At 37.9% G+C, this 25,746-nt stretch carries 27 protein-coding genes; 16 read left to right on the forward strand and 11 right to left on the reverse strand.

Annotation, left to right across the window (positions count from 1 at the left end):
- Positions 1-98: 98 nt before the first annotated feature.
- The 3 genes from ilvA to ACLBWE_RS11160 all read left to right on the forward strand — a co-directional run bounded on the left by ilvA (position 99) and on the right by ACLBWE_RS11160 (position 3,797).
- Entirely contained in the window at positions 99-1,646 is a 1,548-nt protein-coding gene (gene ilvA, locus ACLBWE_RS11150; RefSeq protein WP_170834049.1) for a threonine ammonia-lyase, biosynthetic, read from the forward strand.
- A 145-nt stretch (positions 1,647-1,791) separates the two neighbouring features.
- Complete coding sequence (locus ACLBWE_RS11155) at positions 1,792-2,442, forward strand: potassium channel family protein (RefSeq protein WP_017392252.1); 651 nt, start codon at positions 1,792-1,794, stop codon at positions 2,440-2,442.
- Between the two features lie 17 nt (positions 2,443-2,459).
- Complete coding sequence (locus ACLBWE_RS11160) at positions 2,460-3,797, forward strand: TrkH family potassium uptake protein (protein WP_198079272.1); 1,338 nt, start codon at positions 2,460-2,462, stop codon at positions 3,795-3,797.
- Positions 3,798-3,839: 42 nt separating this feature from the next.
- On the opposite strand, the gene ACLBWE_RS11165 is transcribed toward ACLBWE_RS11160, so the two are convergent.
- From ACLBWE_RS11165 to ACLBWE_RS11175, 3 genes are all read right to left on the reverse strand, one after another.
- Positions 3,840-4,991 (reverse strand): phospholipase A, encoded by a 1,152-nt coding sequence (locus tag ACLBWE_RS11165; protein ID WP_447602895.1) that lies wholly within the window; start codon positions 4,989-4,991, stop codon positions 3,840-3,842.
- Between the two features lie 20 nt (positions 4,992-5,011).
- Complete coding sequence (locus ACLBWE_RS11170; protein ID WP_447602897.1) at positions 5,012-7,951, reverse strand: insulinase family protein; 2,940 nt, start codon at positions 7,949-7,951, stop codon at positions 5,012-5,014.
- A gap of 251 nt (positions 7,952-8,202) precedes the next feature.
- The gene (locus ACLBWE_RS11175; RefSeq protein WP_447602899.1) at positions 8,203-10,296 is read right to left on the reverse strand and encodes a TonB-dependent receptor; all 2,094 of its coding nucleotides are present in this window, start codon (positions 10,294-10,296) and stop codon (positions 8,203-8,205) included.
- 374 nt (positions 10,297-10,670) lie between these two features.
- On the opposite strand from ACLBWE_RS11175, the gene ACLBWE_RS11180 reads away from it, so the two are divergent.
- The 8 genes from ACLBWE_RS11180 to ACLBWE_RS11215 all read left to right on the forward strand — a co-directional run bounded on the left by ACLBWE_RS11180 (position 10,671) and on the right by ACLBWE_RS11215 (position 16,350).
- A complete protein-coding gene (locus ACLBWE_RS11180) occupies positions 10,671-11,675 on the forward strand; it encodes an adenosine kinase (protein WP_447602901.1) in 1,005 nt (334 codons plus the stop codon).
- Between the two features lie 16 nt (positions 11,676-11,691).
- Positions 11,692-12,000: a Rieske (2Fe-2S) protein gene (locus ACLBWE_RS11185; protein ID WP_003652095.1), complete on the forward strand. Its 309-nt coding sequence runs from the start codon at positions 11,692-11,694 to the stop codon at positions 11,998-12,000.
- 25 nt (positions 12,001-12,025) lie between these two features.
- Complete coding sequence (locus ACLBWE_RS11190; RefSeq protein ID WP_003652096.1) at positions 12,026-12,634, forward strand: OB-fold-containig protein; 609 nt, start codon at positions 12,026-12,028, stop codon at positions 12,632-12,634.
- A gap of 381 nt (positions 12,635-13,015) precedes the next feature.
- Positions 13,016-13,210: a cytochrome oxidase putative small subunit CydP gene (gene cydP / locus ACLBWE_RS11195; RefSeq protein WP_003652097.1), complete on the forward strand. Its 195-nt coding sequence runs from the start codon at positions 13,016-13,018 to the stop codon at positions 13,208-13,210.
- Entirely contained in the window at positions 13,210-14,796 is a 1,587-nt protein-coding gene (locus ACLBWE_RS11200; protein WP_005040081.1) for a cytochrome ubiquinol oxidase subunit I, read from the forward strand. The genes cydP and ACLBWE_RS11200 overlap by 1 nt, the downstream gene beginning before the upstream one ends.
- Positions 14,793-15,938 (forward strand): cytochrome d ubiquinol oxidase subunit II, encoded by a 1,146-nt coding sequence (cydB, locus tag ACLBWE_RS11205; RefSeq protein ID WP_017392250.1) that lies wholly within the window; start codon positions 14,793-14,795, stop codon positions 15,936-15,938. The genes ACLBWE_RS11200 and cydB overlap by 4 nt, the downstream gene beginning before the upstream one ends.
- A 10-nt stretch (positions 15,939-15,948) precedes the next feature.
- A complete protein-coding gene (gene cydX / locus ACLBWE_RS11210) occupies positions 15,949-16,050 on the forward strand; it encodes a cytochrome bd-I oxidase subunit CydX (RefSeq protein WP_000270276.1) in 102 nt (33 codons plus the stop codon).
- Positions 16,051-16,350, forward strand: coding sequence for a cyd operon YbgE family protein (locus ACLBWE_RS11215; RefSeq protein WP_128814366.1), 300 nt, complete (start codon positions 16,051-16,053; stop codon positions 16,348-16,350). It begins immediately after the preceding gene.
- Positions 16,351-16,362: 12 nt separating this feature from the next.
- Here ACLBWE_RS11215 and ACLBWE_RS11220 read toward each other — a convergent pair whose 3' ends face one another.
- From ACLBWE_RS11220 to ACLBWE_RS11245, 6 genes are all read right to left on the reverse strand, one after another.
- Positions 16,363-16,887 carry a GNAT family N-acetyltransferase gene (locus ACLBWE_RS11220; protein ID WP_447602904.1) on the reverse strand — a complete coding sequence of 175 codons (525 nt, stop codon included), beginning with the start codon at positions 16,885-16,887 and terminating at the stop codon, positions 16,363-16,365.
- 78 nt (positions 16,888-16,965) lie between these two features.
- The gene (locus ACLBWE_RS11225) at positions 16,966-17,637 is read right to left on the reverse strand and encodes a YccT family protein (RefSeq protein WP_447602906.1); all 672 of its coding nucleotides are present in this window, start codon (positions 17,635-17,637) and stop codon (positions 16,966-16,968) included.
- 219 nt (positions 17,638-17,856) lie between these two features.
- Positions 17,857-18,453, reverse strand: coding sequence for a nitroreductase family protein (locus ACLBWE_RS11230; protein WP_447602908.1), 597 nt, complete (start codon positions 18,451-18,453; stop codon positions 17,857-17,859).
- 187 nt (positions 18,454-18,640) lie between these two features.
- Positions 18,641-19,753 carry a signal recognition particle-docking protein FtsY gene (ftsY, locus tag ACLBWE_RS11235; RefSeq protein ID WP_005040068.1) on the reverse strand — a complete coding sequence of 371 codons (1,113 nt, stop codon included), beginning with the start codon at positions 19,751-19,753 and terminating at the stop codon, positions 18,641-18,643.
- A 120-nt stretch (positions 19,754-19,873) separates the two neighbouring features.
- A complete protein-coding gene (locus ACLBWE_RS11240) occupies positions 19,874-20,200 on the reverse strand; it encodes a hypothetical protein (RefSeq protein ID WP_004643075.1) in 327 nt (108 codons plus the stop codon).
- Between the two features lie 98 nt (positions 20,201-20,298).
- On the reverse strand, positions 20,299-20,658 hold the full coding sequence (locus tag ACLBWE_RS11245; RefSeq protein ID WP_005046658.1) for a hypothetical protein: 360 nt from the start codon (positions 20,656-20,658) through the stop codon (positions 20,299-20,301).
- 217 nt (positions 20,659-20,875) lie between these two features.
- Between ACLBWE_RS11245 and ACLBWE_RS11250 the strand changes: the two genes are divergently transcribed.
- From ACLBWE_RS11250 to ACLBWE_RS11260, 3 genes are all read left to right on the forward strand, one after another.
- Positions 20,876-21,109 (forward strand): hypothetical protein, encoded by a 234-nt coding sequence (locus tag ACLBWE_RS11250; protein WP_003652111.1) that lies wholly within the window; start codon positions 20,876-20,878, stop codon positions 21,107-21,109.
- Between the two features lie 328 nt (positions 21,110-21,437).
- Positions 21,438-21,812 (forward strand): DUF2750 domain-containing protein, encoded by a 375-nt coding sequence (locus ACLBWE_RS11255; RefSeq protein WP_347019948.1) that lies wholly within the window; start codon positions 21,438-21,440, stop codon positions 21,810-21,812.
- Between the two features lie 145 nt (positions 21,813-21,957).
- Positions 21,958-22,389: a CBS domain-containing protein gene (locus ACLBWE_RS11260; protein WP_003652114.1), complete on the forward strand. Its 432-nt coding sequence runs from the start codon at positions 21,958-21,960 to the stop codon at positions 22,387-22,389.
- 52 nt (positions 22,390-22,441) lie between these two features.
- Here the strand turns inward: ACLBWE_RS11260 and ACLBWE_RS11265 are convergent, their stop codons facing one another.
- Positions 22,442-23,650: an aspartate aminotransferase family protein gene (locus ACLBWE_RS11265; RefSeq protein ID WP_004643079.1), complete on the reverse strand. Its 1,209-nt coding sequence runs from the start codon at positions 23,648-23,650 to the stop codon at positions 22,442-22,444.
- A gap of 227 nt (positions 23,651-23,877) precedes the next feature.
- Here ACLBWE_RS11265 and grxD point away from each other — a divergent pair, with 227 nt between their 5' ends.
- A complete protein-coding gene (gene grxD, locus ACLBWE_RS11270) occupies positions 23,878-24,219 on the forward strand; it encodes a Grx4 family monothiol glutaredoxin (protein WP_004643080.1) in 342 nt (113 codons plus the stop codon).
- 47 nt (positions 24,220-24,266) lie between these two features.
- Here the strand turns inward: grxD and ACLBWE_RS11275 are convergent, their stop codons facing one another.
- Positions 24,267-24,590 carry a hypothetical protein gene (locus tag ACLBWE_RS11275; protein ID WP_447602913.1) on the reverse strand — a complete coding sequence of 108 codons (324 nt, stop codon included), beginning with the start codon at positions 24,588-24,590 and terminating at the stop codon, positions 24,267-24,269.
- A 244-nt stretch (positions 24,591-24,834) separates the two neighbouring features.
- Between ACLBWE_RS11275 and ACLBWE_RS11280 the strand changes: the two genes are divergently transcribed.
- Positions 24,835-25,734: a LysR family transcriptional regulator gene (locus ACLBWE_RS11280; protein ID WP_447602915.1), complete on the forward strand. Its 900-nt coding sequence runs from the start codon at positions 24,835-24,837 to the stop codon at positions 25,732-25,734.
- The last annotated feature ends 12 nt before the right edge of the window (positions 25,735-25,746 follow it).

The raw sequence follows: 25,746 nt of genomic DNA on the forward strand, positions 1-25,746 counted from the left end.
ATCACTCAACTATTTTTTGACATTTATGCACCAATAATCGGCGCAAATGCACAGGGGTTTGCTACAATAACTTCCTATTTTAAACTGTTATAGGGAAGATGAACATGCTGTCTCGTGTGGTACGACAAATTTTACAAGCAACGGTTTATGATGTTGCAATTGAAACACCTCTCGAAGCAGCTCCACGAATTAGTCAAAAATTAAATAATATTATTCGTTTTAAACGTGAAGATTTACAACCTGTTTTTTCTTTTAAATTACGCGGTGCCTATAACCGTATTAGCCAATTACCTAAAGAACAACTCGAACGTGGGGTAATTTGTGCATCTGCTGGTAACCATGCTCAAGGCGTAGCATTATCAGGTCAACGTTTAGGAATTCCAGCGATTATTGTCATGCCAAGCACGACTCCGGACATTAAAGTTCAAGCAGTTAAACGCTTGGGTGGTCAAGTTGTGTTACATGGCGATAGTTTTGATATAGCAAATAAATATGCTCAACAACGTGCCGAAGTTGAAGGCCTTGTATTTATTCCACCTTATGACGATGAACTTGTCATTGCTGGTCAAGGTACTATTGCAAATGAAATCTTACGTCAATGGCGTGATGTAGAATATGTGTTTGTTGCTGTAGGTGGTGGTGGCCTTATTTCAGGCGTAGCGGCTTACCTTGGTGAAGTTGCACCTCACGTGAAAATTATTGGCGTTGAATATGAAGAATCTGCGTGCTTAAAAGCAGCCTTAGAAGCAAATGAGCGCGTAATCTTGCCACATGTAGGCTTGTTTGCAGATGGTACTGCTGTTGCACAAATTGGTGCTTTACCATTTGATATTATTCGTCTGCGTAAGTCTGATAATTCTGGTCCAATTGTTGACCCTGATATTGTAACTGTAAACACAGATGAAATTTGCGCAGCAATAAAAGATACCTTTGATGAAAACCGCAGCATTGTTGAACCATCTGGCGCAATGGCCCTCGCTGGTATCAAAAAATATATTACCGAACATAAAATCAGCAATAAAAACATTGTGTCGATTGTATGTGGCGCCAACATGAACTTTGACCGTCTACGTTATATTGCTGAACGTACCGAGTTAGGCGAACAGCGTGAAGCCATTTATGCGGTGACACTACCAGAAGAAAAAGGTGCATTCCTAGGCTTCTGTCGCGCTTTACAAGGCCGTAATATTACCGAGTTTAACTACCGAGCAAACAATACAGAAGAAGCGCAAGTCTTTGTTGGTATTAGCTTAAAAGGTGGTGACGCTGAGCGCCATGAAATTTTAGAACAATTAAAACAACAAAATTATGTGGTAGATGATCTATCTGATGATGAAGTTGCCAAACTACATATTCGTTATTTAATTGGCGGTCATGCAAATCTGGATGATGAAAGATTGTTTCGCGTTGAGTTCCCTGAACGTCCAGGCGCCCTCTTAACCTTCTTAACTCGTTTAGGCCCAACCCATAATATTACGCTATTCCATTATCGTAATCATGGTGCAGCAGAAGGACGTGTATTAGTCGGTTTACAAGCGACCGATGCGAAACAAAATCCTGATGGGTTAATTGAAACTCTTGAGCAGATTAGCTATCCGTATGCAGAAATTACGAATAATGTTGGCTACAAACGTTTCTTGAAATAATCTTTGATTTTGATAAATAAGCCGACAAATTTGTCGGCTTATTCTTATAATTATTTTAATATTCCCATCATATTTACATTGCCTCTCTTTATCTCAAAGAAAATATCCTTAAAAATAAACGTCTAATCAGGAAACAAGGACCAACATGGCACAGTTTGCAGTCATTGGCTTAGGGAGTTTCGGAGCAACTGTTGCTCAAGAGCTCACAAAATTAAATCATGATGTTATTGGCATTGATACGGTAAAAAAGAATGTTGAAAATCTTGCCAACGTTTTAACTCATGCCGTCATTGCCGATGCGACCGACGAACATGTACTTGATGAACTTAATATTCAAAATTGTGATGCAGTTGTGGTCGCAATTGGTGAAGATATTGAAGCAAGTATCCTATGTGTCCTGAATTTAAAAAATTTAGGTATGGACAAAGTTTGGGTAAAAGCAAAAACTAAAGCACATCACACCATTTTGTCGCACCTCAATATCAATAAAATCATTCATCCTGAAGAAGATATGGGGGTACGAGTCGCTCAAGCCCTAAACTATCCAATGGTGAGTCGTTATATGTCCTTAGACGATGACCACTACATTATTAAAATTGAAATTCCAGAGAAACTTAATGGCATTAACTTATATGGCATTATGCAGCAAGCACCACAGGTCAAAACATTGCTCGTAAAAAGACAGCAGCAAATTTTGTTTGAGACCGAAGAAAATTTCACCTTGCAAACGCATGATATTCTTATTTTAGAAGGTCATTTACCGCAGTTAAAGAAACTTTCTAATTGCTTCATATAAGAAACGAAATCTAGAATATGTCTATATATCCCAAGCCCCATAAAACATTAAATTTAAGCCCTCCTTCACTCTTGGCACTGGGGTTTCTGGGCTTTATTATTTTTGGCACGTTATTACTAAAGCTACCGTTTGCCAATACAGGTCATGTGAGCTGGATGGATGCGCTCTTTACAGCAACCTCAGCAGTCACAATCACCGGTTTATCTGTTTTAAATATTCATGAGTCTTTTACCCTGTTCGGGCAAACTATCATTTTGTTGCTCATTCAATCTGGTGGTTTAGGTTTCATGACTTTTGCCATATTGGCGGCACTAAGTTTGTCACCTAAAGTTGGCCTTAAACAACAAATGATGGCGCAAGATAGTCTCGGACAAACGAGCCTGTCAAAGGTTACTTTTGTTGCTAAGGGAGTTGTCACTTATACCCTTATTTTTGAGCTTATTGGTACAATTATTCTCACTATTGCTTTTACACCGACTTTCGGCTTTGCACGTGGATTGTACTATGCGATTTTTTACAGTATCTCCTCATTTAACAATGCTGGTTTTTCATTATTTTCCAATAGTTTAATAAGCTTTCAAAGTAACTACCTTATTTGTATAACTGTTAGCATACTTTATACATTAGGCGGGCTGGGCTTTTTGGTTCTCATGGACATTAAGCAAAATAAAAAATGGAAAAAACTCACGCCGAATAGCAAGCTAATTCTTACCACTATTACAGTGATTAATATTATTGCCTTTATTTTAATTTGGGCTTTAGAAGCTCAAAACCCTCATACCCTAGGAATGCTCAGTATCGGTGATCAAGCATTAAATGCTTGGTTTCAAGCCACTGTTCCACGCTCGTCAGGATTTAATACCATTGATACAGGAGCAATGACCAACAGTAGCTCCTTACTCATGATGTTACTTATGTTTATTGGTGGTGGCTCGCTTAGTACCGCAGGTGGAATCAAAGTTGGAACCTTTGTAATTTTAGTGCTCAGTGTTATTTCATTTTTACGGCGCACAGATGAAATTCGAATATTTAATCATTCAGTCTCACACGAAACGACCTATAAGGCTTTAGCTGTAACTGCAATTACGAGCATACTCATTTTCATGGGGTTCTTTATTATTTTGCTTTTAGAGCCTAAAGCAGACTTTATGAACTTGTTGTTTGAGGTTGTTTCCGCAGCGTGTACTGTGGGGCTTTCTCGCGGAATCACGCCGGAGCTACATAATGGTAGTTTGTTCATTTTAAGTTTGCTGATGTTTGCTGGGCGACTCGGACCATTAACACTGGCTTATTTAATTGCCACTCCGAAAAAAAGTCGACTCAAGCACCCTCAAGCCAATATTCAAATTGGATAATAAAAATGCCGCTATAAAAGCGGCATTTTTACAAGTAAAGACTTAATACCAGTTCATGAGTGAAACACCCAAGCCCGCGTAAGTTGCTCGATGGTTATAGTCAATTAAGCTTTCACCGTAACCATTAAACAACTGGAAGTGTCCACGCAGTTTGCCACTGATTGGAAAAGCCCAATCAAATTGAACAGCACCATGAGAATCATCACCACCTTTTAAAGAATGACGCAGCATTAAAGAGAAGTCATTTTCCTTCCACTTATAAAATGCTGTTAAATCACCACGACCGATGTAATTTTCCATATCAGGGTTATTATCGTCTTTGCTGTCTTCTTCAATGCGCACCCACGGACGAAGCATTAAAGCAAAGTTACCGCGCTCTAATCCCACATTGAAGATTACGCGATTCCAGCTACGAGATAATGGATCTGAACGACCATTTGATTGGTGGTTTAAAGTGACTCCAAGCAAACGACCATCTAGACCAAGCAGTTCATAGTTGGTTCTAAACATTAAACTTGCTTCAGGCTCATAATTCGTTTCACGGAAAGGGCGAGATTCTTCAGCATTAAATGTCTGCCAACGTGAAGATTGTGTATAACCTAACCACAAATCACCATTGTTGCCAAAAATATTTTCCCAAGCTTTGGTCTTTAAAGAAATCTGAAATTTACTTTCTGTCGATTTCAGATTTTGATCTTCTGTCACCGTATTGTTTGGGTTTGGACTATGTGGCAATTCATTTTTGTCACTGGTCCAGAATACAGGTAGCAAATAGACTGGTTGATAAGCACGGATATTCCAAACCCCTAGTTTACTTTTTTCAGACAACTCCCAACGTTGATCTAGTAAAGAAGTAGTAGGTTCAAGTTTTGGTGCTTTACCAATTATTTTGATATTACTCACTGTATCTACCACCTTCTCTTTAAAGGTTTCAGGTGGAACAGCAGGTGCATCAATTTTTTTAACAGGCTCTGGTACAGCAGCAGCTTGAATAACTGGTAAAGCTGCTGGTTTAAATACAGAGTCATAACAAGCCAGACGATCGGCATTCGAAGCAAGAGAAACACATGCATCTACTGTCGCAGGGGTTACAGGTGCCAAGGTGTCAGCATATGTCACAGACGCACACAAACAGCTAAGCACGATTCCCATGCTTAGCTGTAAAGATGTGCGTTCAAATTGTCTGAACGCCATGTTCATCTCCAATTTTTATTTTAATTAACTTGTTGAATGGTAAAACCTAATTGCTGCAATTCATCGCGTTTTGCAAATGGCGCAACTACAGCTTTTACAGGAGTTTGCTCAACCAAATATTGACGAGCAACACGTTGTAAATCATCTAATGTTACATGCAGTAAGCGTTCACGTAAGGTACGGCGGAAAGTTGGTGTTCTTGCATGCAACAATGCATAACATGCAGTAATCGCCTCACCCGCTGGTGAACCTGGTTTATCCATACTTGCAACGAGTCCAAGAATCGCTTCTTCAAGCTGATGAGGCTGTTGTTCCGCATTTAATAACCATTGCACACTTGCTTCGAAGTCTTTGAAAGTTTCTGCTAAACGTGGGTCACGGTAACTATAAAAACGGAATGAACATGCATTCCCATCATAACTTGCTCCGCCACCATAAGCACCGCCTTTTTCACGAATGGCACTGTGTAAGAACCCATTACGTAAATAAGCTGCCAATACCATTAAGGGAGCCGCATCTGGATGCGATACATCGACAGCCTGATAAGCAGAAGCACAGAACTGAACATTTGCCTGAATTAACCATGCTTCATGATTATTATCATTTGCTTGTTCTACGTGAGTTAACTCTGTTGCAGTTGCATCAACGTTTAGTTTATCCCAAACATTTTGGATTTCTTCAACCAAACGTTCAGACTGATGTTCTTCACATACAAGCAAGAACTGTTTAGGCGCTTGCAATAATTTACGATGAATACGCTTTAATTCTGCAATCAGCTCATCATAAGCTGCATCATTTTGGGTAATTTTAGCAACAAGCTCACCCAACCAGTTTAATGCACCTAAACCAGTGTTTTGATAATCACGTTGAGCCAAGGCACTCATATTACGTGATGCAATTTGCATTGCATAACTATGACCTGCTCCAGACAAACGAGATTGCCAACGTGTTTTACGCTGTTGCAATAACTCAATAATGCGCTCTTTCTCGTCAAAACGAAGCTGTTCAAATGCTAACTTTAATAAATGAATTGCATCATTTTTTTGAGTTAAAGATTTAGTTGTTAACGTTAACCAAGCACTGATTTTATCTTTATCATCGACTTTACTACGTAAAGAAGCCCCCATTCCCAAACCACCACTTACAGCTGTTTGTAAGTTTTGCAGCTCAAGATAGTCATACTCACCTGCACCCACTTCGCCCATCAAGATAGAAAGCAAATTGAAATAAGGTGACATTACAATATCTTCAGGAATTTGAATGAGTACTTGTTGATAGTAAATACCATTCGTACCAGCATGATACAAATTCAACGGCGTATCCATGCGATTGCAAAGAATCTCGCGCAATTGACCCTGCACAATATGTAAGTCAGCAGGTACATCTTCCAAGCCTACTTTGGGTAATAGTTCAAGGTTATCTGGAGTATCCTGACGCTCCTCTAAAGCCTTGGTATTAGCGATAATTTCAGCCTTATCAGCATCTGTTAATTTTTCACCAATAGCAGCTAAACGTGCTTTTTCTGCCTCTTGCTCTTTTACAGACTTAGTTGGGTCTGGAACTAAAGTCATCTGTACGCGATGTGGGTTGTCTAGCAAATGCGTTTGAATCAGATTTGATAACCACATTGGGTCTTTCAACTCTTCTTTAACTTGTGCAATTGCGCTGTCAACATCCCAAATTTGAATTGGGTCATTGTGGTGAATCGCACCGCTTAAGCCATTTAAAATTAGACTTAAACCATATGGTGTACCATCACCATTAATTTCACGTTGATGTAATTCAATTTGATGTAAAATTGCATCGACTAAATCGCTATCAATTGGTTTTGCAGCGACATCACGTAAAATATTTAAAACGCCATCTCTAAAGCTTTCAGCATGTTCAGGATTTGAACCTTGAACACCACAATAGAAAGTCATTTCAAAGTTACTGTCGTCTACACCCATTAATGGACCGGTTGATTGAGCATATCCACACGTTTCTAAATAATGGCGCAGAGGTGAAGCTGAATTTTCTAATAAAATTCCTTCAACTAAACGCATTCCCAAACGCAATTTAACATCGTTTGCTTCAGGTAATAACCAAGATAAGACATGATAAGTTTTATCTTTTAAATCATCACTATCAACGCCATAATTTTCTGTTACTTCAATTGGCGCAGCTAAACGTTTTTCAGGCTTAGAATATAAAGTTGTACCCGCAGAAAACTTATTTAGAGCTAGTTTTTCAAATTGCTCTTGTAACTCATAAGCTGTTTGATTCCCAAAAGTCATAAACACCGCATTACTTGGATGGTAATGAGTCTTATAAAACTCGACTAACTGCTCATACGTTAAATCAGGAATATCTTTCGGGTCGCCACCTGAATTGTAATGGTAGGTCGTTTCAGGAAATAAATGATGAGCCAACTGGTGATAAAGTTGGTCAGATGGCGCACTCATGGCACCTTTCATTTCATTAAAAACCACACCTTTATAAACAGGTTGTCCATTTTCCAGTTCAATACGAATACCTTCTTGAGCAAAATCAAGTGGATTCAAATTAGCAGCAAATGCCGCATCAAGATAAACAGAAAGTAAGTTTTGGAAATCTTTTTTATTTTGAGTAGCAAATGGATATGCTGTCCAATCTGCTGCTGTAAATGCGTTCATGAACGTATTTAAAGAACGGCGAATCATTAAAAAGAACGGATCACGTACCGGAAACTTTTCAGATCCACACAAAGCGGTATGTTCTAAAATATGTGCCGTGCCTTTAGAGTCCATAGGTTGTGTTCTAAAAGCAACAAGAAATACATTTTCATCATAGTCAGTTGCCAAGTGATAATGCACAGCACCTGTAACTTTATGCTTATATTCAGACACTAAAATATCTAATGCTTCTACATGGTGCTGACGTAGCAACTGAAACGCAGGGTGAACAGTTTGAGAAATGGTTTCAGTGACATCTACAGTCATGTGATCTCCTAACATATCGGATAAGTGAATAAGTCTCATTATAGCCTGAGTCAGCTTGAGATTGGCGAACAAAAGCCAAGTAAAATACTATGTTTTTGTTGAGTATTAGTTTTCATTGGCAGGGCTTTGATATCAAGCACATAGCCATGAACGTTTTATCCTACCAGAACAAAAGCTTTTAATTCTATTTATATATTACCCAATAAATAAAAAAGCCCATCAAGTCGATGAGCTTTTAGAAAAACTTTTACTTAAAAACGATAACGAAGCGCAATTTGAGCATTTAATGGATCGCCCATCATGTTTGAATCATTGGCTCCACTATGTCCTGAAACAAAGTAATCGCGATCAAATAGATTATTTAAGTTCAGGTTCACATCATAACGTTCACTTTGATAACCTACTGCTGCATTTACAACAGCATAACCTGGTAAAACATTCTTGTTATCTGGAGCACTAAAACGTGAAGATTCACCACGTCCACCAACAGCCGCATACCAATGATCATTAAGTTGATATTTCAACCATAAGTTTGCAGTGTTATTTGGGGTAAGCGCAGAATGATTGCCTGTAAATCCAATAGCCGATTTTTCAATCTTACCATCCATATAAGAATAACCAGCTAATACTGACAATTGATCAGTCAATTGACCTGTTAATGAGAGCTCAACACCCTTGGTTTTTTGCTCACCTGCTAACAATGCTTGATTTGGGTTTGCTGGATCTTGGTTTTGAATATTCGTTTGGCTCATTTCAAATAAAGCCAATGTCACATTCAATTGATCATTTACATCCCACTTTGCACCAACTTCAACATTTTCAGTTTTTGTTGGGCTTAAATCATCACTATTTTTATATAAAACAAATGAATCAGCTAAAGGCTGGAAAGATCGGTTATAAGAAGTATAGAAGGAAATATTACTTAAAGGCTGATAAACCACACCAATTCGCGGAGAATAAGTGTTATCAGTACGGCTTAGATCCAAATTCGCACTCGTTTTATCATCGCGATCTTGTGACAAATTATCGTAACGCAAGCCAACTAAAACTTTAAGCTGATCTGTAACTGTCATTAAGTCTTGCAGATAGATGCCATAGTTTTCAAAGGTGTTACTATTGTTATTACGTGCAGCTGTTGTGCCCGTATTAATGGGTGCCCAATACTCTAATTCAGGGTTATACAAATCAGTAGTTGTTTTAGCCCCTTGCCAAAGTATTTCATCTTTATGCTGCTTACTATACTCGGCACCAATCAAGGTATTGTGCTTTAAAAACCCTGTACTAAATAAGCTACTTAATTCTTGTTGAACATACACGCCATCTTCATTACGCAAACGTTTATTTTGAGTCAAAGTAATTTGTGACTTATCAGCGGGATGTGAATCAACACTGTATTGGCGGTCTAATGAGTAGTTATAGTGACGAACTGCTCCATGATATTTTAAATTATCATTAAACTCATGATCTAAACTTATGGTTTGGCTTGAGATTTCAGTATCAACATCACCGACTTCTTTACCGTTTAATGCACCATAAAAAGTTTTAGGATTTGTTTTAACAGGTTTACCTGTAATTGGATCTGTCGGAAAACCTTGATCTGCTAAACGATTATCATGCAAATAATCAGCCTGAATTAAAAGCTTCGTCTTATCTGAAATATCCCATTGTAAAGACGGAGCAACCGCTTGGCGTTTTAAAAAGGCCTGATCACGATAACCATCTGAATCTTCAACTGCGCCAGTTAAACGAAACTTAACATTCTCCGCTACTTTTTCATTCACATCGACTTCTGCACGGCGTTGCCCTGTTGTGCCCCCAATGAGACTCACCTCACGCAAAGATTCGTCCATTGGTTTTTTATTAATTTTATTGACTAACCCACCAGCAGAACCACGTCCATATAATACAGAAGCTGGCCCTTTTAATACTTCAATACGCTCAACATTCGACATGTCGCGAAAATACAAGGCATCATCACGAATACCATCTACATAGTTATCTGTAATTGCAGAAAAACCACGAATCATGACCTGATCACGTTGCCCATCCCCCACACTAAAGCTCAAACCAGCAACGTTTTGCAAGGCACCTTGCATTGAAGTGACAGTTTGCTCTCTTAAAACTTGTTTAGGCACCACATTTACGATTTGAGGAACATCTTTTAATTGCATAAGTCCTTTAGTTGCGCTCGATGCTTGTCCCACTTCTTGTTTTAAGCTTTGTTCCTTTTCAGCTTTTACTGAAATTGTTGGAAGGTTTGTTACAGCCTGTTGCTCTGCCTCTACGGCATATACATGGCTTGTCATCACCCCAACTGATGAAATAAATAAAATAGAACGCTTCATGTAAGTTCGCTAAGAAAAATTTCATGCGAAGTTTCAATGAAATACACTGTATTTGTAAATATTAGCAAGAATCATTATTAATTGATAATATTTATTAAAAATATGAATTCAATGGCCTTGTTAAATCAGACCTGAGTTAAAAATCATCTTATTTTTTTAGAAAATTACCATGCGGCCTATTTATTTCGCTAGACCCTATTTCTTAATAAAGTAATGGCTGCATCGAATCCCCCTCCAACTCACTGATGGCGATAATGAGAGTGCACATAAAAACGTCACTTTCTGAATTAACTGAATTTTATTCAACAAACTACAGCAAATCCAAGCAATGGTGTAAACTTAGCTACCTGATTTTTTTATTTGTGACAACACATATGGCAACTGTAGATCTTTTTGCAATTGGTAATGCATTAATCGACCAAGAATTTAAAGTGTCTGATGATTTTCTTAATCAACAAGGCCTGCAAAAAGGCACAATGCAGTTATCCGATGGTGACACTCAGTCTGCTCTATACGCAGAGTTAAAACAGCATCAAGACTACAAAGGTCAAGCAAGTGGTGGTTCTGCAGCAAATACGACTGTAGCTTTTAGTGCATTAGGTGGAAGCGCTTTTTATGGTTGCCGTGTTGGTCATGACGATTTAGGTGCGATCTACCTACAAGGTCTAAATGAAGCTGGCATCCAGACCACACCAAAATCGATCAGTGAAGGCGTAACTGGCACATGTATGGTGTTAATTAGCCCTGATTCTGAACGCACTATGCACACCTATTTGGGTATTACTGCTGAACTTTCTCAAGATCAAATCGACTTTGCACCATTAAAAACAGCAAAGTGGCTTTATATTGAAGGTTATCTTTCTACAAGTGAAACGGCTCGTAAAGCTGTAAAACAAGCAAGAGAAATTGCAAAAGCAAATGGCGTTAAAATTGCCCTCTCTCTTTCAGATCCTGCCATGGTGCAATACGCTCGTGAAGGCTTGGAAGAACTTATGGATGATGGCGTAGACTTACTATTTTGTAATGAGCAAGAAGCCTTAATGTATACCAATACAACGTCTGTAGAAGATGCTCTTGCTCAATTACGTTTTAAAAATCATACCGTAGTCATTACACAAAGTGCCAAAGGTGCATTAGTTTCTAACCCAACTCAGCACTTCCATGTTGCGGGACGTCATGTTGAAGCAGTGGATACAAATGGTGCAGGCGATGCATTTGCAGGCGCGTTCCTTTATGCCCTAAACCATCACCAAGATTTGAATGCTGCGGCTCAGTTAGCCATCTTAATTTCGAGTGAAGTAGTCTCTCAATTTGGACCACGTTTAGCTGTAAATGATTATGCTAAACTTCTTGAAAATTTTCAGAAGGAATGTGCTTGAAATGGAAAGGATCTGTATGACGGAAGAAGTTCCTGAGCGTGAAGCTAGAGCTTTTGACACTTTACAAGGAACTACTATTTTCGTTACGCAACGTGATGGCGCATTTTATGCTTATCAGAATTTATGCCCTCACCTACAAACTGAGCTTGAATATTTAGAAAATCAATTTCTCGATCAAGACCAAGAATACATCCAGTGCTCTACTCATGGTGCTTTATTTACTGTGGAAACTGGCGAATGTATTTCAGGACCATGTTTAGGTGATTTTTTAAATAAAGTTGAGCTTAAAGTACATTCAGATGGCGGTATCTATATCGTAGACTGAAGCTATAAACATTAGAGTTTCTGCCATGGCTGATTTCTTTTTCAATTATTATCTTATGCCATTTCACTTAAGTGTAGTGGCTTTGATATTGCTCAGCGTGGTAGAAACCATTGGTATGTATATTGGACTCCGTCCAAGTCAGTTACTTAAAAAAATTGCACCGGATTGGCTTTCTAACTCACCACTACTTAATGTTAAATTTTCTAAAGCTCTAATTTTCGTTTTTTTACTCATCAACTTCAGTTATGCAGGTTACTTTTTACAACTCTCTTTCTTCGCAATACAGCATTATTTTATTTCACCATTTTATTTAATCGTCCCAGCACTTGTGATCGCAATCTTTTTTACTGTGTTCATGATTCACTGCCTTGACCAAGTGATTAAGCCAAAGCTTACACATACCAACTATAACCTTTTAGGGCGATTAGCGACTATTTCCAGTGGTAATGCCAGACCAGGTTTTTCTGCTCAAGCACGCGTACGTGATGAATTTGGTCAACTTCACTATGTTCAAGTAGAACCAGAATATGGTGAACTCGAATTATATTCCCAAGTCATTCTTGTCAAAGTGCATAAAAGCCATTATGTAGCCAAAAAAATCTCTATCTCAAACGATCTTTTCGCACCCGATTAATCCTTAATAATTCTTCTCATCCATTATTGCTTTTTTGCAGGCTTTATTACGGCCTTATTTTATTATTTTCTTTTTTAATTAATTATTTATTATCCCGACTATTTCAGTTAGAAATAAAATTAACAAATATTATATACAACCATTTTAGTCGGAATTAAATTTAAAACAAACCATTTTAATCAACTTAATAATTTTATTTACAAGTGTTTTAGTAGGAATTAATAATCAATTCAAACTATTTTAGTATAGTATTATTTTTCAAATATTAAATATTTGTTTTTTATAAATTAATTATTTAAATATCCATTTAAAATATATTTATTGTTTATTTTTATTATATTTTGATTAATAATAAAATTAATATCAAATGAGGTTTAATTAATGAGCCTTAATTTTCAAAATCTTAATAGTCGTTTAATTAAAGAAATCACTATTATTCTAATAATAAAAATAGTGCTTCTTTTAACGATTAAACATATTTGGTTTGATGCTCCCACCATCCCCAAAAATTTTGACAATCAGGTCGCCGAGCATATTGCTGGCGATAACATTTCCAACATTAAGGAGACACGTTGATGATTTCTGAAAGCGTGGTTGATCTTTCGCGGTTTCAATTTGCAATGACCGCAATGTATCACTTTCTTTTCGTCCCTTTAACTTTAGGTTTGGCATTTATCCTTGCCATCATGGAAACAACCTATGTCATTTCCGGTAAAGAAATTTACAAGGATATGACTAAATTTTGGGGAAAATTATTTGGTATTAACTTTGCTTTAGGGGTAACAACTGGCTTAACCATGGAGTTCCAGTTTGGAACGAACTGGGCTTATTACTCACATTATGTAGGTGATATTTTTGGTGCGCCATTAGCCATTGAAGGCCTGATGGCTTTCTTCCTTGAGTCGACATTTATTGGTTTATTCTTCTTTGGATGGGACCGTTTAACTAAGGTTCAGCATCTAGGTGTAACATGGTTAGTTGCGCTCGGTTCTAACATGTCAGCGCTGTGGATTTTAGTGGCGAATGGCTGGATGCAAAACCCTGTAGGTGCTGCATTCAATTTTGAAACGATGCGTATGGAATTAGTCGATTTCGGCGCGCTTATCTTTAACCCCGTAGCTCAAGTTAAATTTGTACACACTGTATCAGCAGGCTATGTAACTGGTGCGATTTTCGTACTAGCTATCTCAAGCTACTACTTGCTTAAAAAACGTGATCTTCCTTTCGCTCGTCGTTCATTTGCAATTGCTGCGATTTTCGGTCTTGCATCTACACTTTCAGTGATTTTACTCGGTGATGAATCTGGCTATGAATTAGGGGATGTTCAAAAAACTAAACTGGCTGCAATTGAAGCTGAATGGGATACTCACCCTGCTCCAGCTCCATTTACTTTATTTGGTATACCGAACCATGAAGAAATGCGGACAGATTATGCAGTTAAAATTCCATATGCATTAGGTTTAATTGCAACCCGTTCAACAACCAAAGAAGTTACTGGGCTTAAAGATCTCATGCAGCAGCACGAAGTTCGTATTCGCAACGGTATGCTTGCCTATGCCGAACTTGAAAAACTACGTGCGGGTGATCGCTCACCAGAGTTATTAGCTTCGTTTGAAAAAAATCAAAAAGATTTAGGTTATGGCCTACTTCTTAAGAAATATGCACCAAATGTAGTTGATGCAAATGAGCAAAATATTAAAGCTGCTGTAAAAGATACAGTTCCAAATGTTACAGCACTATTTTTCTCTTTCCGAGCAATGGTTGCCTCTGGTTTCTTGATGCTATTACTTTTCATTTTAGCAACTTGGGCTGTAGCAAAAAGAAATGCTGAAAATAAACCTTGGCTACTTAAATATGCATTGTTTGCTCTGCCACTTCCATGGATCGCTGCGCAAACAGGTTGGTATGTAGCTGAGGGTGGCCGTCAACCTTGGTCTATTGGTGAAATTTTACCAACTCACCTATCTACTTCTAGTTTAAGTAGTGGTGATGTATGGGGGTCGATTCTTGCGCTAGCAGCGTTCTATACCGCACTTTTAATTATTGAAATGTACTTAATGATTAAATTTGCTCGTCTAGGGCCAAGCTCTCTGCACACTGGTAAATATCATTTTGAAAAGCAAGAACCAAAAGCAGCTGTTAATGGGGAGGCCTTATCATGATTGAATATGAACTATTAAAAATCATTTGGTGGGTTTTAGTTGGTGTACTTCTGATCGGCTTTGCTCTCACTGACGGTTTCGATATGGGTTCCATGGCTCTGATGCCTTTCGTTGGGAAAACCGATAACGAACGACGTGCGGCCATTAACACGATCGCGCCTCACTGGGATGGCAATCAGGTTTGGTTTATTACAGCAGGTGGTGCATTATTTGCTGCATGGCCAATGGTATATGCTGTAGCTTTCTCTGGTATGTATTGGGCATTACTACTGGTTTTATTCGCCCTTTTCTTACGACCAGTTGGCTTTGATTATCGTTCCAAACTTGAAAACACCAAATGGCGTAATTCATGGGATTGGGGCCTATGCATTGGAGGCGCTGTACCAGCGCTTGTGTTCGGTGTAGCCTTTGGCAATTTATTTCTAGGCTTACCTTTTGGTTTAGATGACACTTTACGCTCTGAATATACTGGCAGCTTTTTTGCTCTTTTAAATCCGTTTGCATTAGTTTGCGGTATTGTCAGTCTTTCAATGCTCTGTGCCCATGGCGGTGCATGGCTCATGTTGCGTACAGACGATGCTTTAAAGCAACGCTCTGCAAAAGCAACCCAGATTATGGCAATGCTATTTTTAGCTTGTTTTCTTGTTATTGGAGCTTGGTTGTATTTTGGTCAAATACCCGGTTATAGCTATGCAGTAGCAATTGATCCAAATGCTGCACTCAACCCTTTAGCAAAAGAGGTAGTTACCAATAGCAACCCTGGTTGGATGAACAACTACAGTACCTATCCAATTACTAAAGTTGCCCCAGTTCTTGCAATATTAGGTGCAATCATTGCAATTTTTGCATCCTCAAAAGCAAAAGCAGGTTTAAGTTTCACTGGTACAAGTTTAATGATTGTAGGAGCAATTTTAACCGCAGGTTTTGCACTATTCCCGTTCTTACTGCCATCTAGCATTAATCCTAATTCTAGCTTGACGATGTGGGATGCTGTCTCAAGCCACCTTACTTTAGGCGTTATGACTGTAGCTGCTGGCATTTTTGTACCACTCATTTTGATCTATACCAGTTGGTCTTATTACAAAATGTGGGGAGTCATTACCAACAAACACATCGAGTCAAACTCGCATAGCTTGTATTAAGGAGAAGCAAATGTGGTATTTCGCATGGATCCTTGGCATTTTGATGGCATGTTTTGCAGGTGTACTCAGTGCACTTTATATCGAGCACCATCAAAACTTAGATGAGGAATAAATCATGGCAAAAGCAATGACAGCATCAAATCATCGAAAAGTTCAAGCATTCGCAATGGCCCTTTCATTTCTGTTGGCATTGCCTCTTGCTGCAATTTTGCTGGTTTACCCTTCACTCATGTTAGATGCAAACGGACACTACAATCATAGTCAGCTGATGTTGGTGATGATCGGTATTTCTGGTGGTTTCATTTATGGAGTAGGGTTTGTACCAAACTTCTGGTTATGGAAATGGTTATTTAGTCCATGGATAGCATGGCCTCTCATGCTTTTAGGCTATTACATCTGGTTTCTAACCTAAACAAAAAAGACCTCATTTGAGGTCTTTTTTCATTTCAATTAATTTAATAGGTACCATTGGTACCCCTACATTTGCTTCAACCGGATATGGCTGTTCATTACCCGTTTTCACATATCCACGTCGTTCATAATAAGCAATCAACTCTGAACGTACATCTAGCACATACATTACGGCATTGACCAAACAAGGAACTTCTTTCAATGCATATTGCTCCGCATATTTTAAAACAGAGCGACCCACTCTCATATTTTGAACATCAGGATCTGTACAGAATGTCCCAACCTCAACCTGATTGTTTTCAAATGTAAGTCCAATACATGCAACAATTTTGGAAGAGTTAGTTTCACCTACCAATAATGTCGAATTCGAAAGTTGTAGCTGTTCTTCTAATTGGTGCTCTGTAATACGTTGCCCTTTTACAAACTCAAGCTCAGTTGTCCAACTTCTGCCTTGCTGTTCTCGATAAGACTTATTAATTAAATCTACGAGCTGTGGAATATCAGCGAATTGAGCTAAACGGAAATTTAAATTAGTCATAAAATATACTTAGGCTATTTATAAAAATTCTAAAAATAAAGCCGATATTAAATCGGCTTTATTTTAAATAGCAATTGATTAATTTGATTGTTCAGCTAGCCAAGCCATAAATTTTTGACGCTCAGCTTTTGAGGCTTTCTGCCAAGTTTCAACTAACCGTTGATCATTCGTTTGTGCTATCCCTGTTACTGGCATAGACGTTGGAGTTGGCACAACAACTTGAGCGGAAGTAGGTTTAGCCGATGCATACACTGCTTCAGGCTGTGGTTTAGATGATTTAGTCGTAAAGTCAGTTACTTTACCCAATAGGCCAGTTGCAAACCATGGTTTTGCTTCATTGTTTGCGCCCGTTTGTTTCACAATTAATTCATTATTTGCACTGTACAAAGCAACTGTTGGTTGTTCTGCATATTTTTTCGCATTTTCAAAGTCTTTAGGGACATCTACCATCGAAAGCTTGTAAGTTTTTCCATCTTGCAATGCAGGTGTTTGAATTGTGACTACACCAGATTTAACAATGTCATGCTCGCCATTTAAATGTTCAAAATATTCTTGGTAACGCACGCTTAAGCTAGTCTCACCCGCATCGACTTTATAGTTATTTTTAGATGAACGAAATAACCCAGAATTGACTTCTTGACCATTTACCGCAAGGATTACAATTTCCTCTGGTGCTGTAATTGTAACTGCTGAAAATACTGAACCACTGAGTAATAAACCAATTGCAGCAACACCTAATCTTAAAGTCATCTGTTTCTTTCTCTGTATTTGATAAGCTATTAAATCATGAGCAATATGCAATATGATTGTGACTATTTTATGACAGTGCAGTTATTGGCTAATTTTCAGATTTATTATTTTTAAAATATATATTTGAATTTCATCAGTTTCCGTTTTATTTAGTCCTTGCATTAATTCTCAAAACGTAAAAAAAGAGCACCTAAATAGGTACTCTTTTTTAAATTTGAATTAATTGAAAGTTTTGAAACGATCAGCATCATTAATAAATGCTTTTTCGCCTGCTGGCGCTTCAACTGAACCAAATACTAATTGAGCACGTAATTTCCAAGTTGCAGGCACATCAAATGCTTCAGCTGCTTCAGCATCAACAATCGGGTTATAGTGCTGCAAAGATGCACCTAAACCAAGCTCTGACAGCGCAGTCCAAGTTGCAAATTGAGCAATCGCGCTTGAATGTTCAGACCATACTGGGAAGTTATCTGCATATAATTCGAATTGCTCTTGTAAATTTTTAACAACAGCCTGGTCTTCATAAAATAAAACCGTACCAGCACCCGCTACAAAGCTATCAATTTTTGTGTTTGTACCAGCAAAAGCGTCTGTAGGAACAATTTTACGTAATGCTTCACGAACCAAATTCCAGAATTTAGCATGAGATTCACCATATAATGTCACCACACGTGAAGATTGCGAGTTAAAAGCTGAAGGGCTATGTTTAACCGCCTCACGAATTGTCTCTTCAATTTTAGTGCGATCTAATGCAACATTTTTACCAATTGCATAAATAGTACGACGGTTTTTAATTTTATCTAAGAAAGTAGACATTTTGTTATTTCCTACCTATTTGATTGACCATGGGCCGTTGTTTGGGAATGAATACAGTGTATTGAACTCATTTTTTATAATCAGCATTAAAAATATGACAGTTCGTTTTATTTTCGCAACAATAAAAAAAGATATAGATATAAAAAAGCTTCACCATTTAGTGAAGCTTTTTATTGCTGACAACCAATTATTTATCAGTTTCAAACAGCGCAGCAACAAATGATTTAGCCGAGAATGGTCTTAAATCATCAATTTTTTCACCGACGCCAATGAAACGAATTGGCACATGGGTACGGCTTGCAATATTAAAGAGCACGCCCCCTTTCGCGGTTCCATCTAACTTGGTAATTGTAATACCAGTTAAACCCACAGTCTGGTCAAACTCTTGCACTTGGTTAATCGCGTTTTGCCCTGTACCCGCATCTACGACTAACATAATTTCATGAGGTGCAGTCGCATCAATTTTTTGCATAACGCGCTTAACTTTTTTAAGTTCTTCCATCAGGTTGCTTTTATTATGTAAACGACCTGCTGTATCTGCGATTAATACATCAATTCCCTTAGCACGAGCACTCTCAAAGGCATCAAAAATAACAGAGGCACTATCAGCTCCATGACCTTGGGCTACAACTGCGATATCGTTACGTTCACCCCAGATTTGTAATTGCTCTGTCGCTGCAGCACGGAATGTATCACCAGCAGCCAACATCACTTTTTTACCTTCACCTTGCAAACGTTTCGCTAATTTACCAATAGTTGTGGTTTTACCAACACCATTTACCCCAACCATTAAAATCACATAGGGTGATTTGTTCGGGTCAATATGTAAAGGCTTAACACGTGGAGCCAACAAAGCAACCAACTCTTCTTGTAAAGCTTTATATAGAGAGTGGGAATAGATCAAATCACCACGAGCAGTACGCTCTGTTAAATTGGTAATGATCGTTTTAGTTGCCTCAACACCAATGTCTGCAACCAATAATTGCTCTTCAACTTCTTCGAGTAATTCATCGTCAATTTCCTTTCCACCAATCAGGATATTAACCATTCCATCAGCGAAATTACGACGAGTTTTGGTTAAACCTTCTTTCATCCGGCCAAAAAAACCAGATTTTGGTTGTTCAACCGCTGTTTCTGTTGAAGCCGATTCAACTTTGGCTACTTCAATGTTTTCTTGTGATTTAACAGGAGATTCAACGATGGGAACATCGATAGCAGGTAAATTAGGTAATGTGACATCGTCATCACCGATCTCAGCATCTATCAAGAATTTATTTTGCATATTCGATTGTTGCTCCATGCGGATTCCTTGAAAAACAGCGCGTTTAAAAAGAGAAAGTTTAGCATAAATTCAAAATTTTGCCTGCCACAATAGTGCTCAAAAAGCTTTGGAAACCAAGATTTAGCCTGATTAACCCAATTACTGAGTATCTTCCTGAGCGAGTGCCGGATATTGCTTAATATGAGCACCCTCAAATTGGTAAGCATGCATTAACTTTAAATACTCAGCTCGATGAATTTCTGACTGAGCTATAAGTAACTCAGCCATGTCTTGAGTTCTTGGATAAGTCGCCTGATGAGAAAGTTGTACAATTCGTTGATATTGATCCGGACTAATAGGCCGAAGTAATGCTAAATATGACAGCACAAAAATACAGCCAATGACAATAACCACAAACAGGTTAAAACATTGATCAACTTTTAACTCAGACTTTAATTTAAGAAAATTTTGTTTGAATATGAGCATGACCTACCTCGAATTAGTGTAGTGTAGGGTTCAATGCACATAAGCACAAGATCAAACATCCAGTAAGGTTAATAATCGTACCTTACTGGATAGTATGCTTAACTTATTAGTGAACGAATGACAGAAAAGTATAAAATTGCCGCAATAATAACCAAGACTAAAAACATGGCAAAAATACTTAACCCTTCTTCTGCATCTGCTGGATGCAACTCGTCTTCATCGGCAATTTTTCGAAGCTCCCCATCATAGACTTGATAAAACCAATTTTTTTGGGTGGGTTCTAAATGTCCTGCAAAATCAAATACCCTTTTGCGCTGTGCAAGACAATAATCCCCTAAATGGATTTCCTGATGAAAGATAGCTTCATCTAATAATTTACGGTGATAATGGGCCAGTTCTATGATTTGTTCCTCTTTAGGCGGAGTATCAAAAACAAAGCCATCGATTGTATTTGTCATATTTTATTCTCCTTGTCTTTTATTCTCATATTGATTTTAATCAAAATTATTTGTGAATAATGTTTAATCATGTATCCTAATAGTGAACTAAGCGATATGCACTAATAGTTGACAAATCCATCAATTTGTAATATTAGTTTAATAATTCTAAGTTAAATTAATTTAAAGGCAGTGGCCTTTAGAAAAAAGTAATCATAATTACAATAAGGAGTTTTCTATGATTCAACGTATCTCTCATCATGATTTAGAACATGTATATGCAACTGCAGTAAACACAATTCATTCTCAAATGAACTTTCAAGATGCAGTTACACAGTTAGAAGAAGTTGCTCGCGCTGGGCACGGTAAAGCTGCTCTATTCTTAGCAGAATTGTATTATCAGGGTTTCCGTGTTGAACGTGACTCACTTAAAGCACAATATTGGCAAAAGTTAGCCACAATGCAAGCATAAAGAAACGTCACTTAGGTGGCGTTTTTTTATGTCTGTAAAAATTCGATATAAACCAATTCATCCCTTATCTCTTCTTGCGCTTCACCAAAGCTTAATCGCTTTGTTTTGCTCAGGTGGCGTTTTTTATGCCTGTAAAAAACTTTCTATAAATGTAGCTCCCTACGCACTTCGTTTGTCTTGCACCAACCAAAGCTATAATAGCTTTAACTTTTAGGTGGCCTTTTCTTTAGCTGTGAATATTTGTTTACGATTTGATACCTGTTTAAACTGAAATGTCATCTGATTTTTCTATAATAAGCAAGACAAGTTAAGAACCATTAAATTGACAATGAATAGTTTAAGCAATCTACAACCGGTTTCAAAAGACTTGATGATTAAGATTTATATTTTAAGGACCATGATGTACTGCGGAGTTCTTTGGGGATTATTTCATGAAGGTTGGGCAATTAAATCGGATAATGAAGATTTTATTTTTCCTTTCTGGCTCAATGGATTGCAAGCTCACCGCTACGCCAAAGAACATTGGCCACATTACAAACCAAGAAGGATTACCACCAAAGATTTTCATGAATCTTTATTACCAACATTAACCCGACTCAACGTTACACCAGCTTTGTTTAATTCTTCTCACAGGAAGTTGAAATTATCTACTCAGCAAATGCATCATTTCTTTTTTAAACATCCGCACTGGCAAGAAGCCTAAAGTTTTCTTTAAGTTCTTAACCACTATATAGAATGCTTTTTGAACGCTTGAATGTAAAACTTGTATTTGAATGACTATCAAGTCTTTGCATTTTTATAAAATCAAGCTAATTTAAAACAAAATGATAAAACACGGGATAGAAGAAATGACAATCGTTGCACAAGTAATCAAAAACAAATCAGAGCAAGATATTTTTACAATTTCTCCAGAAGCCACTGTCCTTGAAGCTATTAAAATCATGGCTGACAAAGGAATTGGTGCGTTAGTCGTAGCCGATGGTGAAAAAGTTGTCGGAATTTTATCTGAACGTGACTACACGCGCAAAGTGACGCTTATGGAACGTTCTTCATATAGCACTACAGTCGCTGAAATTATGACATCTAAAGTACTTACTGTAAGTCTAAACAACACAGTTGAAGAATGTTTACAGCTAATGACAGATCGCCACTTACGTCATTTACCAGTATTGGACAATGAAAAATTAGTTGGTTTTATCTCTATCGGTGACTTGGTAAAAGCAGCAATGGAAGATCAGAAAAACTTAATTGAACAGTTAAAGCAGTATATCTCTGGTTAATGCTTTGAAATAAAAAATGGGCACATTAAGTGCCCATTTTTTATACTAGAACTTAAAGATAGCTATTAATCAAAGCAACTAAACGCTCTAACAAGTCATCGGCCTGCGCTTGAGTCATATTAATAGGCGGTAATAGACGAACTACCGAACCTGCTGTAACGTTGATAATAAGCTTATGTTGATCACGAGCAATAGCAACGAGTTCAGCACAGTCTTTAGGTAATTGAATACCAATCATCATACCAAAACCACGCACTTGAACATTCTTGTCAGCTAACTTTGCACGAAGTTGATCAACAATATAGCGTCCTACTACCGCCGCATTTTCTACAGCATTCTCTTTTTGAATTGTATCAATGACTGTATAAACCACACGAGAACCTAGTACAGTACCGCCATAGGTAGAACCATGACTACCAGGTCCCAACAAACCAACAGCTTTACCTTGTGTCATTACAGCACCTACTGGAAAGCCATTTCCAAGTCCTTTCGCAGTCGTCAGGACATCAGGCACAATGTTGGTGTGCTGATATGCAAAATATTTACCAGTACGCCCATTACCTGTTTGAATTTCATCTAGCATCATAAGCCAGTTATGCTGATTACAAATATTGCGAACTTCCTCAAGATAGCTAAAGCCTTGAGGAGCGGTATTAATACCACCCTCACCTTGAATTGGCTCAATCAAAATTGCAACAATATCTGGATGCTGCAAAGCGGCTTCCTGAATTGCTTCCACATCACCAAACGGCACACGAATAAAATCATTCACCAAGGGGGCAAATCCATCTTGTACTTTTTTATTACCAGTTGCTGAAAGTGTTGCCAAAGTACGACCATGAAATGATTGTTCTGCCACAATAATTTTTGGCAAACGTACACCTTGTTGGGTACCAAATTTACGAGCAATCTTAATTGCACCTTCATTTGACTCAGCACCACTGTTTGAAAAGAAGATCTCTTCCATGCCAGAAACCTCAGCAAGCTTCTGAGCAGCAGCAGTTTGCCAAGGGATTTCAAATAAATTACTTGTGTGCACAAGTGTTGCAGCTTGTTCAGCAATTGCTTCTGCAATAACTGGGTGCGCATGACCTAAACCACATACCGCAATACCAGTTAAGGCATCTAGATATTCTGTACCATCTTCAGTATATAGATATGCCCCTCGGCCTCGTACAAAACTGATCGCTTGGCGACCGTAAGTAGCCATTAAGTGTGATGGTTGATCAGGTTGTATTGGAGCTAGGGTAATATCAGTCATAACGAACTCTGTCTGTATGAGGTTTTAAGAAGGGTTTATATAAGCAAAAACTGGCTCTGATGAAAAGTCTCATCAATCATTTATCTAAAATTTCGTCCGCTTTTCGCTATCACTTCGGTTTATACAATAAAATATTGAAGATTCAATGCAACTTTAAGTAATCAGGTGGTTTGCAAAGCGATGTAAACACCCCCTATAATGCTGCTAGATTAGTTGAGGATCTATTTATGACTGAACAAGCACGTGATACTGAAGCGTTAATCCGCGATCAAATTGCGAAGCATCCCGTTTTACTTTACATGAAAGGCACTCCACAGTTTCCACAATGTGGTTTCTCTGCACGTGCTGTAGAGGCGCTCAGTCAAATTGGTCGTCCATTTGCATATGTAAATATTTTGGAAAATCCTGATATTCGTGCAATCTTACCAGCAATTGCGAATTGGCCTACATTCCCGCAACTTTGGGTAAATGGCGAACTTATTGGCGGTAGCGATATCATGCTTGAAATGTTCCAAAATGGTGAATTAAAACCATTAGTTGAACAATATAGCGCAGCGCCAGAAGCGTAAATAATAAAAAAGCCAATCAATAGATTGGCTTTTTTATGCTCTCAACTTTAAAAATCGCTCACTCCAACATACCGAAATAAACCCTCCACACCTAAATCAGATTTTAAAACAATCAGATTCTCATAAGGTGTCGTAGTTAGAGCTTCAAAAATCTTCATATTTGGATCTTCGTGTAACTCATCCACACTCTGATTCATGCACTCTTCAAATCGATCTGCAACAAATTCGAATCCCAAATCCATAGCAATAAATAAAGTATGTTCACATGGCTGAACGTATTGTTCTTGTGCCCAGTCAATTATCGCTTGTTTGCAAAATGGGCACTCAATATTCGTAGAGGCATCGTTAAGTTCTATCAATTGATAAGGCATTAGATTTGAAAAGTAGAGAAAAATTATAGTGTAGAAGAAATTGATTAATAGTTCTATAGACAACCCATAAACCCAATAAAAAAACACACATTAAAATTACAACGTAATTACGGTATAATTTCAAATTTATCTCCAGCAATTTGATAATGAATTTATCTCCTGCTTACAAAAAATTTAGTTTAAGAATTATCGTTGCAAAAATAATGATGTAAAATCATGGTTGTTGCAGAAATAGGATATTTTAATGCTCACTGATCTCGATGATTTTTATTGTTTTGCTCTCGTTGTTGAGCATGGTGGCTTTAGTGCTGCTGAGCGTGTAACAGATATACCAAAATCAAAATTAAGTCGTCGTGTGTACAGCTTAGAAGAAAACTTAGGCGTTCGCTTAATCCAACGTAGCTCTCGTCATTTTGCCGTTACAGATATTGGAATGGATATTTATAGACATGCTCAAGTCATGATGAATGCTGCACAAGCTGCTCATGATTTGGTTGATCATTTAAGTATTCAACCTAGAGGTGTGGTGAAGGTTAGTGTGCCCGTTGATATTGCTCAAAATCAACTTCCTAAAATCCTACCTGCTTTCTTAAAAAAATATCCTGAAATTCGTTTGCAACTTATGGTCAGTAACCGCCGAGTGGATGTCATTAATGAAGGGATTGATATCGCTTTACGTGTTCGCTCAAAACTAGATGATGATCCGAGTTTAGTTCTTAGACAGTTTGCCCTTATAGAACAAAGTTTATTCGCAAGTCAGGCATATTTAAATGAGTTTGGTGATATAAAAACCCCTGAGCAGCTCAGTGAACACCGTATTTTAAGTTTGTCTGAAGAGCATCTCGATCAACAATTCATCCTACACGGACCTGACAATCAACAGAAGAAAGTCAAAGTTAGCCCTATTGTAATGGGTACAAACATACATATGTTGGCTCAATTGGCGAGTCAGAACTGTGGTATCGCCTTACTGCCAGAGAGTGCAGCAGAAGATTTTCTGAAGTCTGGCCAGCTTTTACAAATCTTACCGGAATGGAAAGCACCTCATGGAATATTACATGCCGTATATCCATCACGCCGAGGATTACTACCCGCTGTTAGAGTATTCATTGACTATTTAGTCGAACATCTTTCTGAGCGTTAAAATAAAAAAGTT

The organism is Acinetobacter sp. M5A5_2a (assembly GCF_053345265.1).

Excerpts from the sequence above, each read along its gene's own strand:
- ACLBWE_RS11240 (WP_004643075.1), bottom strand. The coding sequence starts at position 20,200 with ATGCTCATATTCAAACAAAATTTTCTTAAATTAAAGTCTGAGTTAAAA.
- ACLBWE_RS11245 (WP_005046658.1), bottom strand. The coding sequence starts at position 20,658 with ATGACAAATACAATCGATGGCTTTGTTTTTGATACTCCGCCTAAAGAG.
- cydP (WP_003652097.1), top strand. The coding sequence starts at position 13,016 with ATGAGCCTTAATTTTCAAAATCTTAATAGTCGTTTAATTAAAGAAATC.
- ACLBWE_RS11265 (WP_004643079.1), bottom strand. The coding sequence starts at position 23,650 with ATGACTGATATTACCCTAGCTCCAATACAACCTGATCAACCATCACAC.
- ACLBWE_RS11275 (WP_447602913.1), bottom strand. The coding sequence starts at position 24,590 with ATGCCTTATCAATTGATAGAACTTAACGATGCCTCTACGAATATTGAG.
- grxD (WP_004643080.1), top strand. The coding sequence starts at position 23,878 with ATGACTGAACAAGCACGTGATACTGAAGCGTTAATCCGCGATCAAATT.
- ACLBWE_RS11190 (WP_003652096.1), top strand. The coding sequence starts at position 12,026 with ATGGCTGATTTCTTTTTCAATTATTATCTTATGCCATTTCACTTAAGT.
- ACLBWE_RS11225 (WP_447602906.1), bottom strand. The coding sequence starts at position 17,637 with ATGACTTTAAGATTAGGTGTTGCTGCAATTGGTTTATTACTCAGTGGT.
- ACLBWE_RS11280 (WP_447602915.1), top strand. The coding sequence starts at position 24,835 with ATGCTCACTGATCTCGATGATTTTTATTGTTTTGCTCTCGTTGTTGAG.
- cydB (WP_017392250.1), top strand. The coding sequence starts at position 14,793 with ATGATTGAATATGAACTATTAAAAATCATTTGGTGGGTTTTAGTTGGT.
- ACLBWE_RS11175 (WP_447602899.1), bottom strand. The coding sequence starts at position 10,296 with ATGAAGCGTTCTATTTTATTTATTTCATCAGTTGGGGTGATGACAAGC.
- ACLBWE_RS11170 (WP_447602897.1), bottom strand. The coding sequence starts at position 7,951 with ATGACTGTAGATGTCACTGAAACCATTTCTCAAACTGTTCACCCTGCG.
- ACLBWE_RS11160 (WP_198079272.1), top strand. The coding sequence starts at position 2,460 with ATGTCTATATATCCCAAGCCCCATAAAACATTAAATTTAAGCCCTCCT.
- ACLBWE_RS11155 (WP_017392252.1), top strand. The coding sequence starts at position 1,792 with ATGGCACAGTTTGCAGTCATTGGCTTAGGGAGTTTCGGAGCAACTGTT.
- cydX (WP_000270276.1), top strand. The coding sequence starts at position 15,949 with ATGTGGTATTTCGCATGGATCCTTGGCATTTTGATGGCATGTTTTGCA.
- ACLBWE_RS11180 (WP_447602901.1), top strand. The coding sequence starts at position 10,671 with ATGGCAACTGTAGATCTTTTTGCAATTGGTAATGCATTAATCGACCAA.
- ACLBWE_RS11165 (WP_447602895.1), bottom strand. The coding sequence starts at position 4,991 with ATGGCGTTCAGACAATTTGAACGCACATCTTTACAGCTAAGCATGGGA.
- ACLBWE_RS11260 (WP_003652114.1), top strand. The coding sequence starts at position 21,958 with ATGACAATCGTTGCACAAGTAATCAAAAACAAATCAGAGCAAGATATT.
- ACLBWE_RS11220 (WP_447602904.1), bottom strand. The coding sequence starts at position 16,887 with ATGACTAATTTAAATTTCCGTTTAGCTCAATTCGCTGATATTCCACAG.
- ACLBWE_RS11250 (WP_003652111.1), top strand. The coding sequence starts at position 20,876 with ATGATTCAACGTATCTCTCATCATGATTTAGAACATGTATATGCAACT.
- ACLBWE_RS11185 (WP_003652095.1), top strand. The coding sequence starts at position 11,692 with ATGACGGAAGAAGTTCCTGAGCGTGAAGCTAGAGCTTTTGACACTTTA.
- ftsY (WP_005040068.1), bottom strand. The coding sequence starts at position 19,753 with ATGGAGCAACAATCGAATATGCAAAATAAATTCTTGATAGATGCTGAG.
- ACLBWE_RS11230 (WP_447602908.1), bottom strand. The coding sequence starts at position 18,453 with ATGTCTACTTTCTTAGATAAAATTAAAAACCGTCGTACTATTTATGCA.
- ilvA (WP_170834049.1), top strand. The coding sequence starts at position 99 with ATGAACATGCTGTCTCGTGTGGTACGACAAATTTTACAAGCAACGGTT.
- ACLBWE_RS11200 (WP_005040081.1), top strand. The coding sequence starts at position 13,210 with ATGATTTCTGAAAGCGTGGTTGATCTTTCGCGGTTTCAATTTGCAATG.
- ACLBWE_RS11255 (WP_347019948.1), top strand. The coding sequence starts at position 21,438 with ATGAATAGTTTAAGCAATCTACAACCGGTTTCAAAAGACTTGATGATT.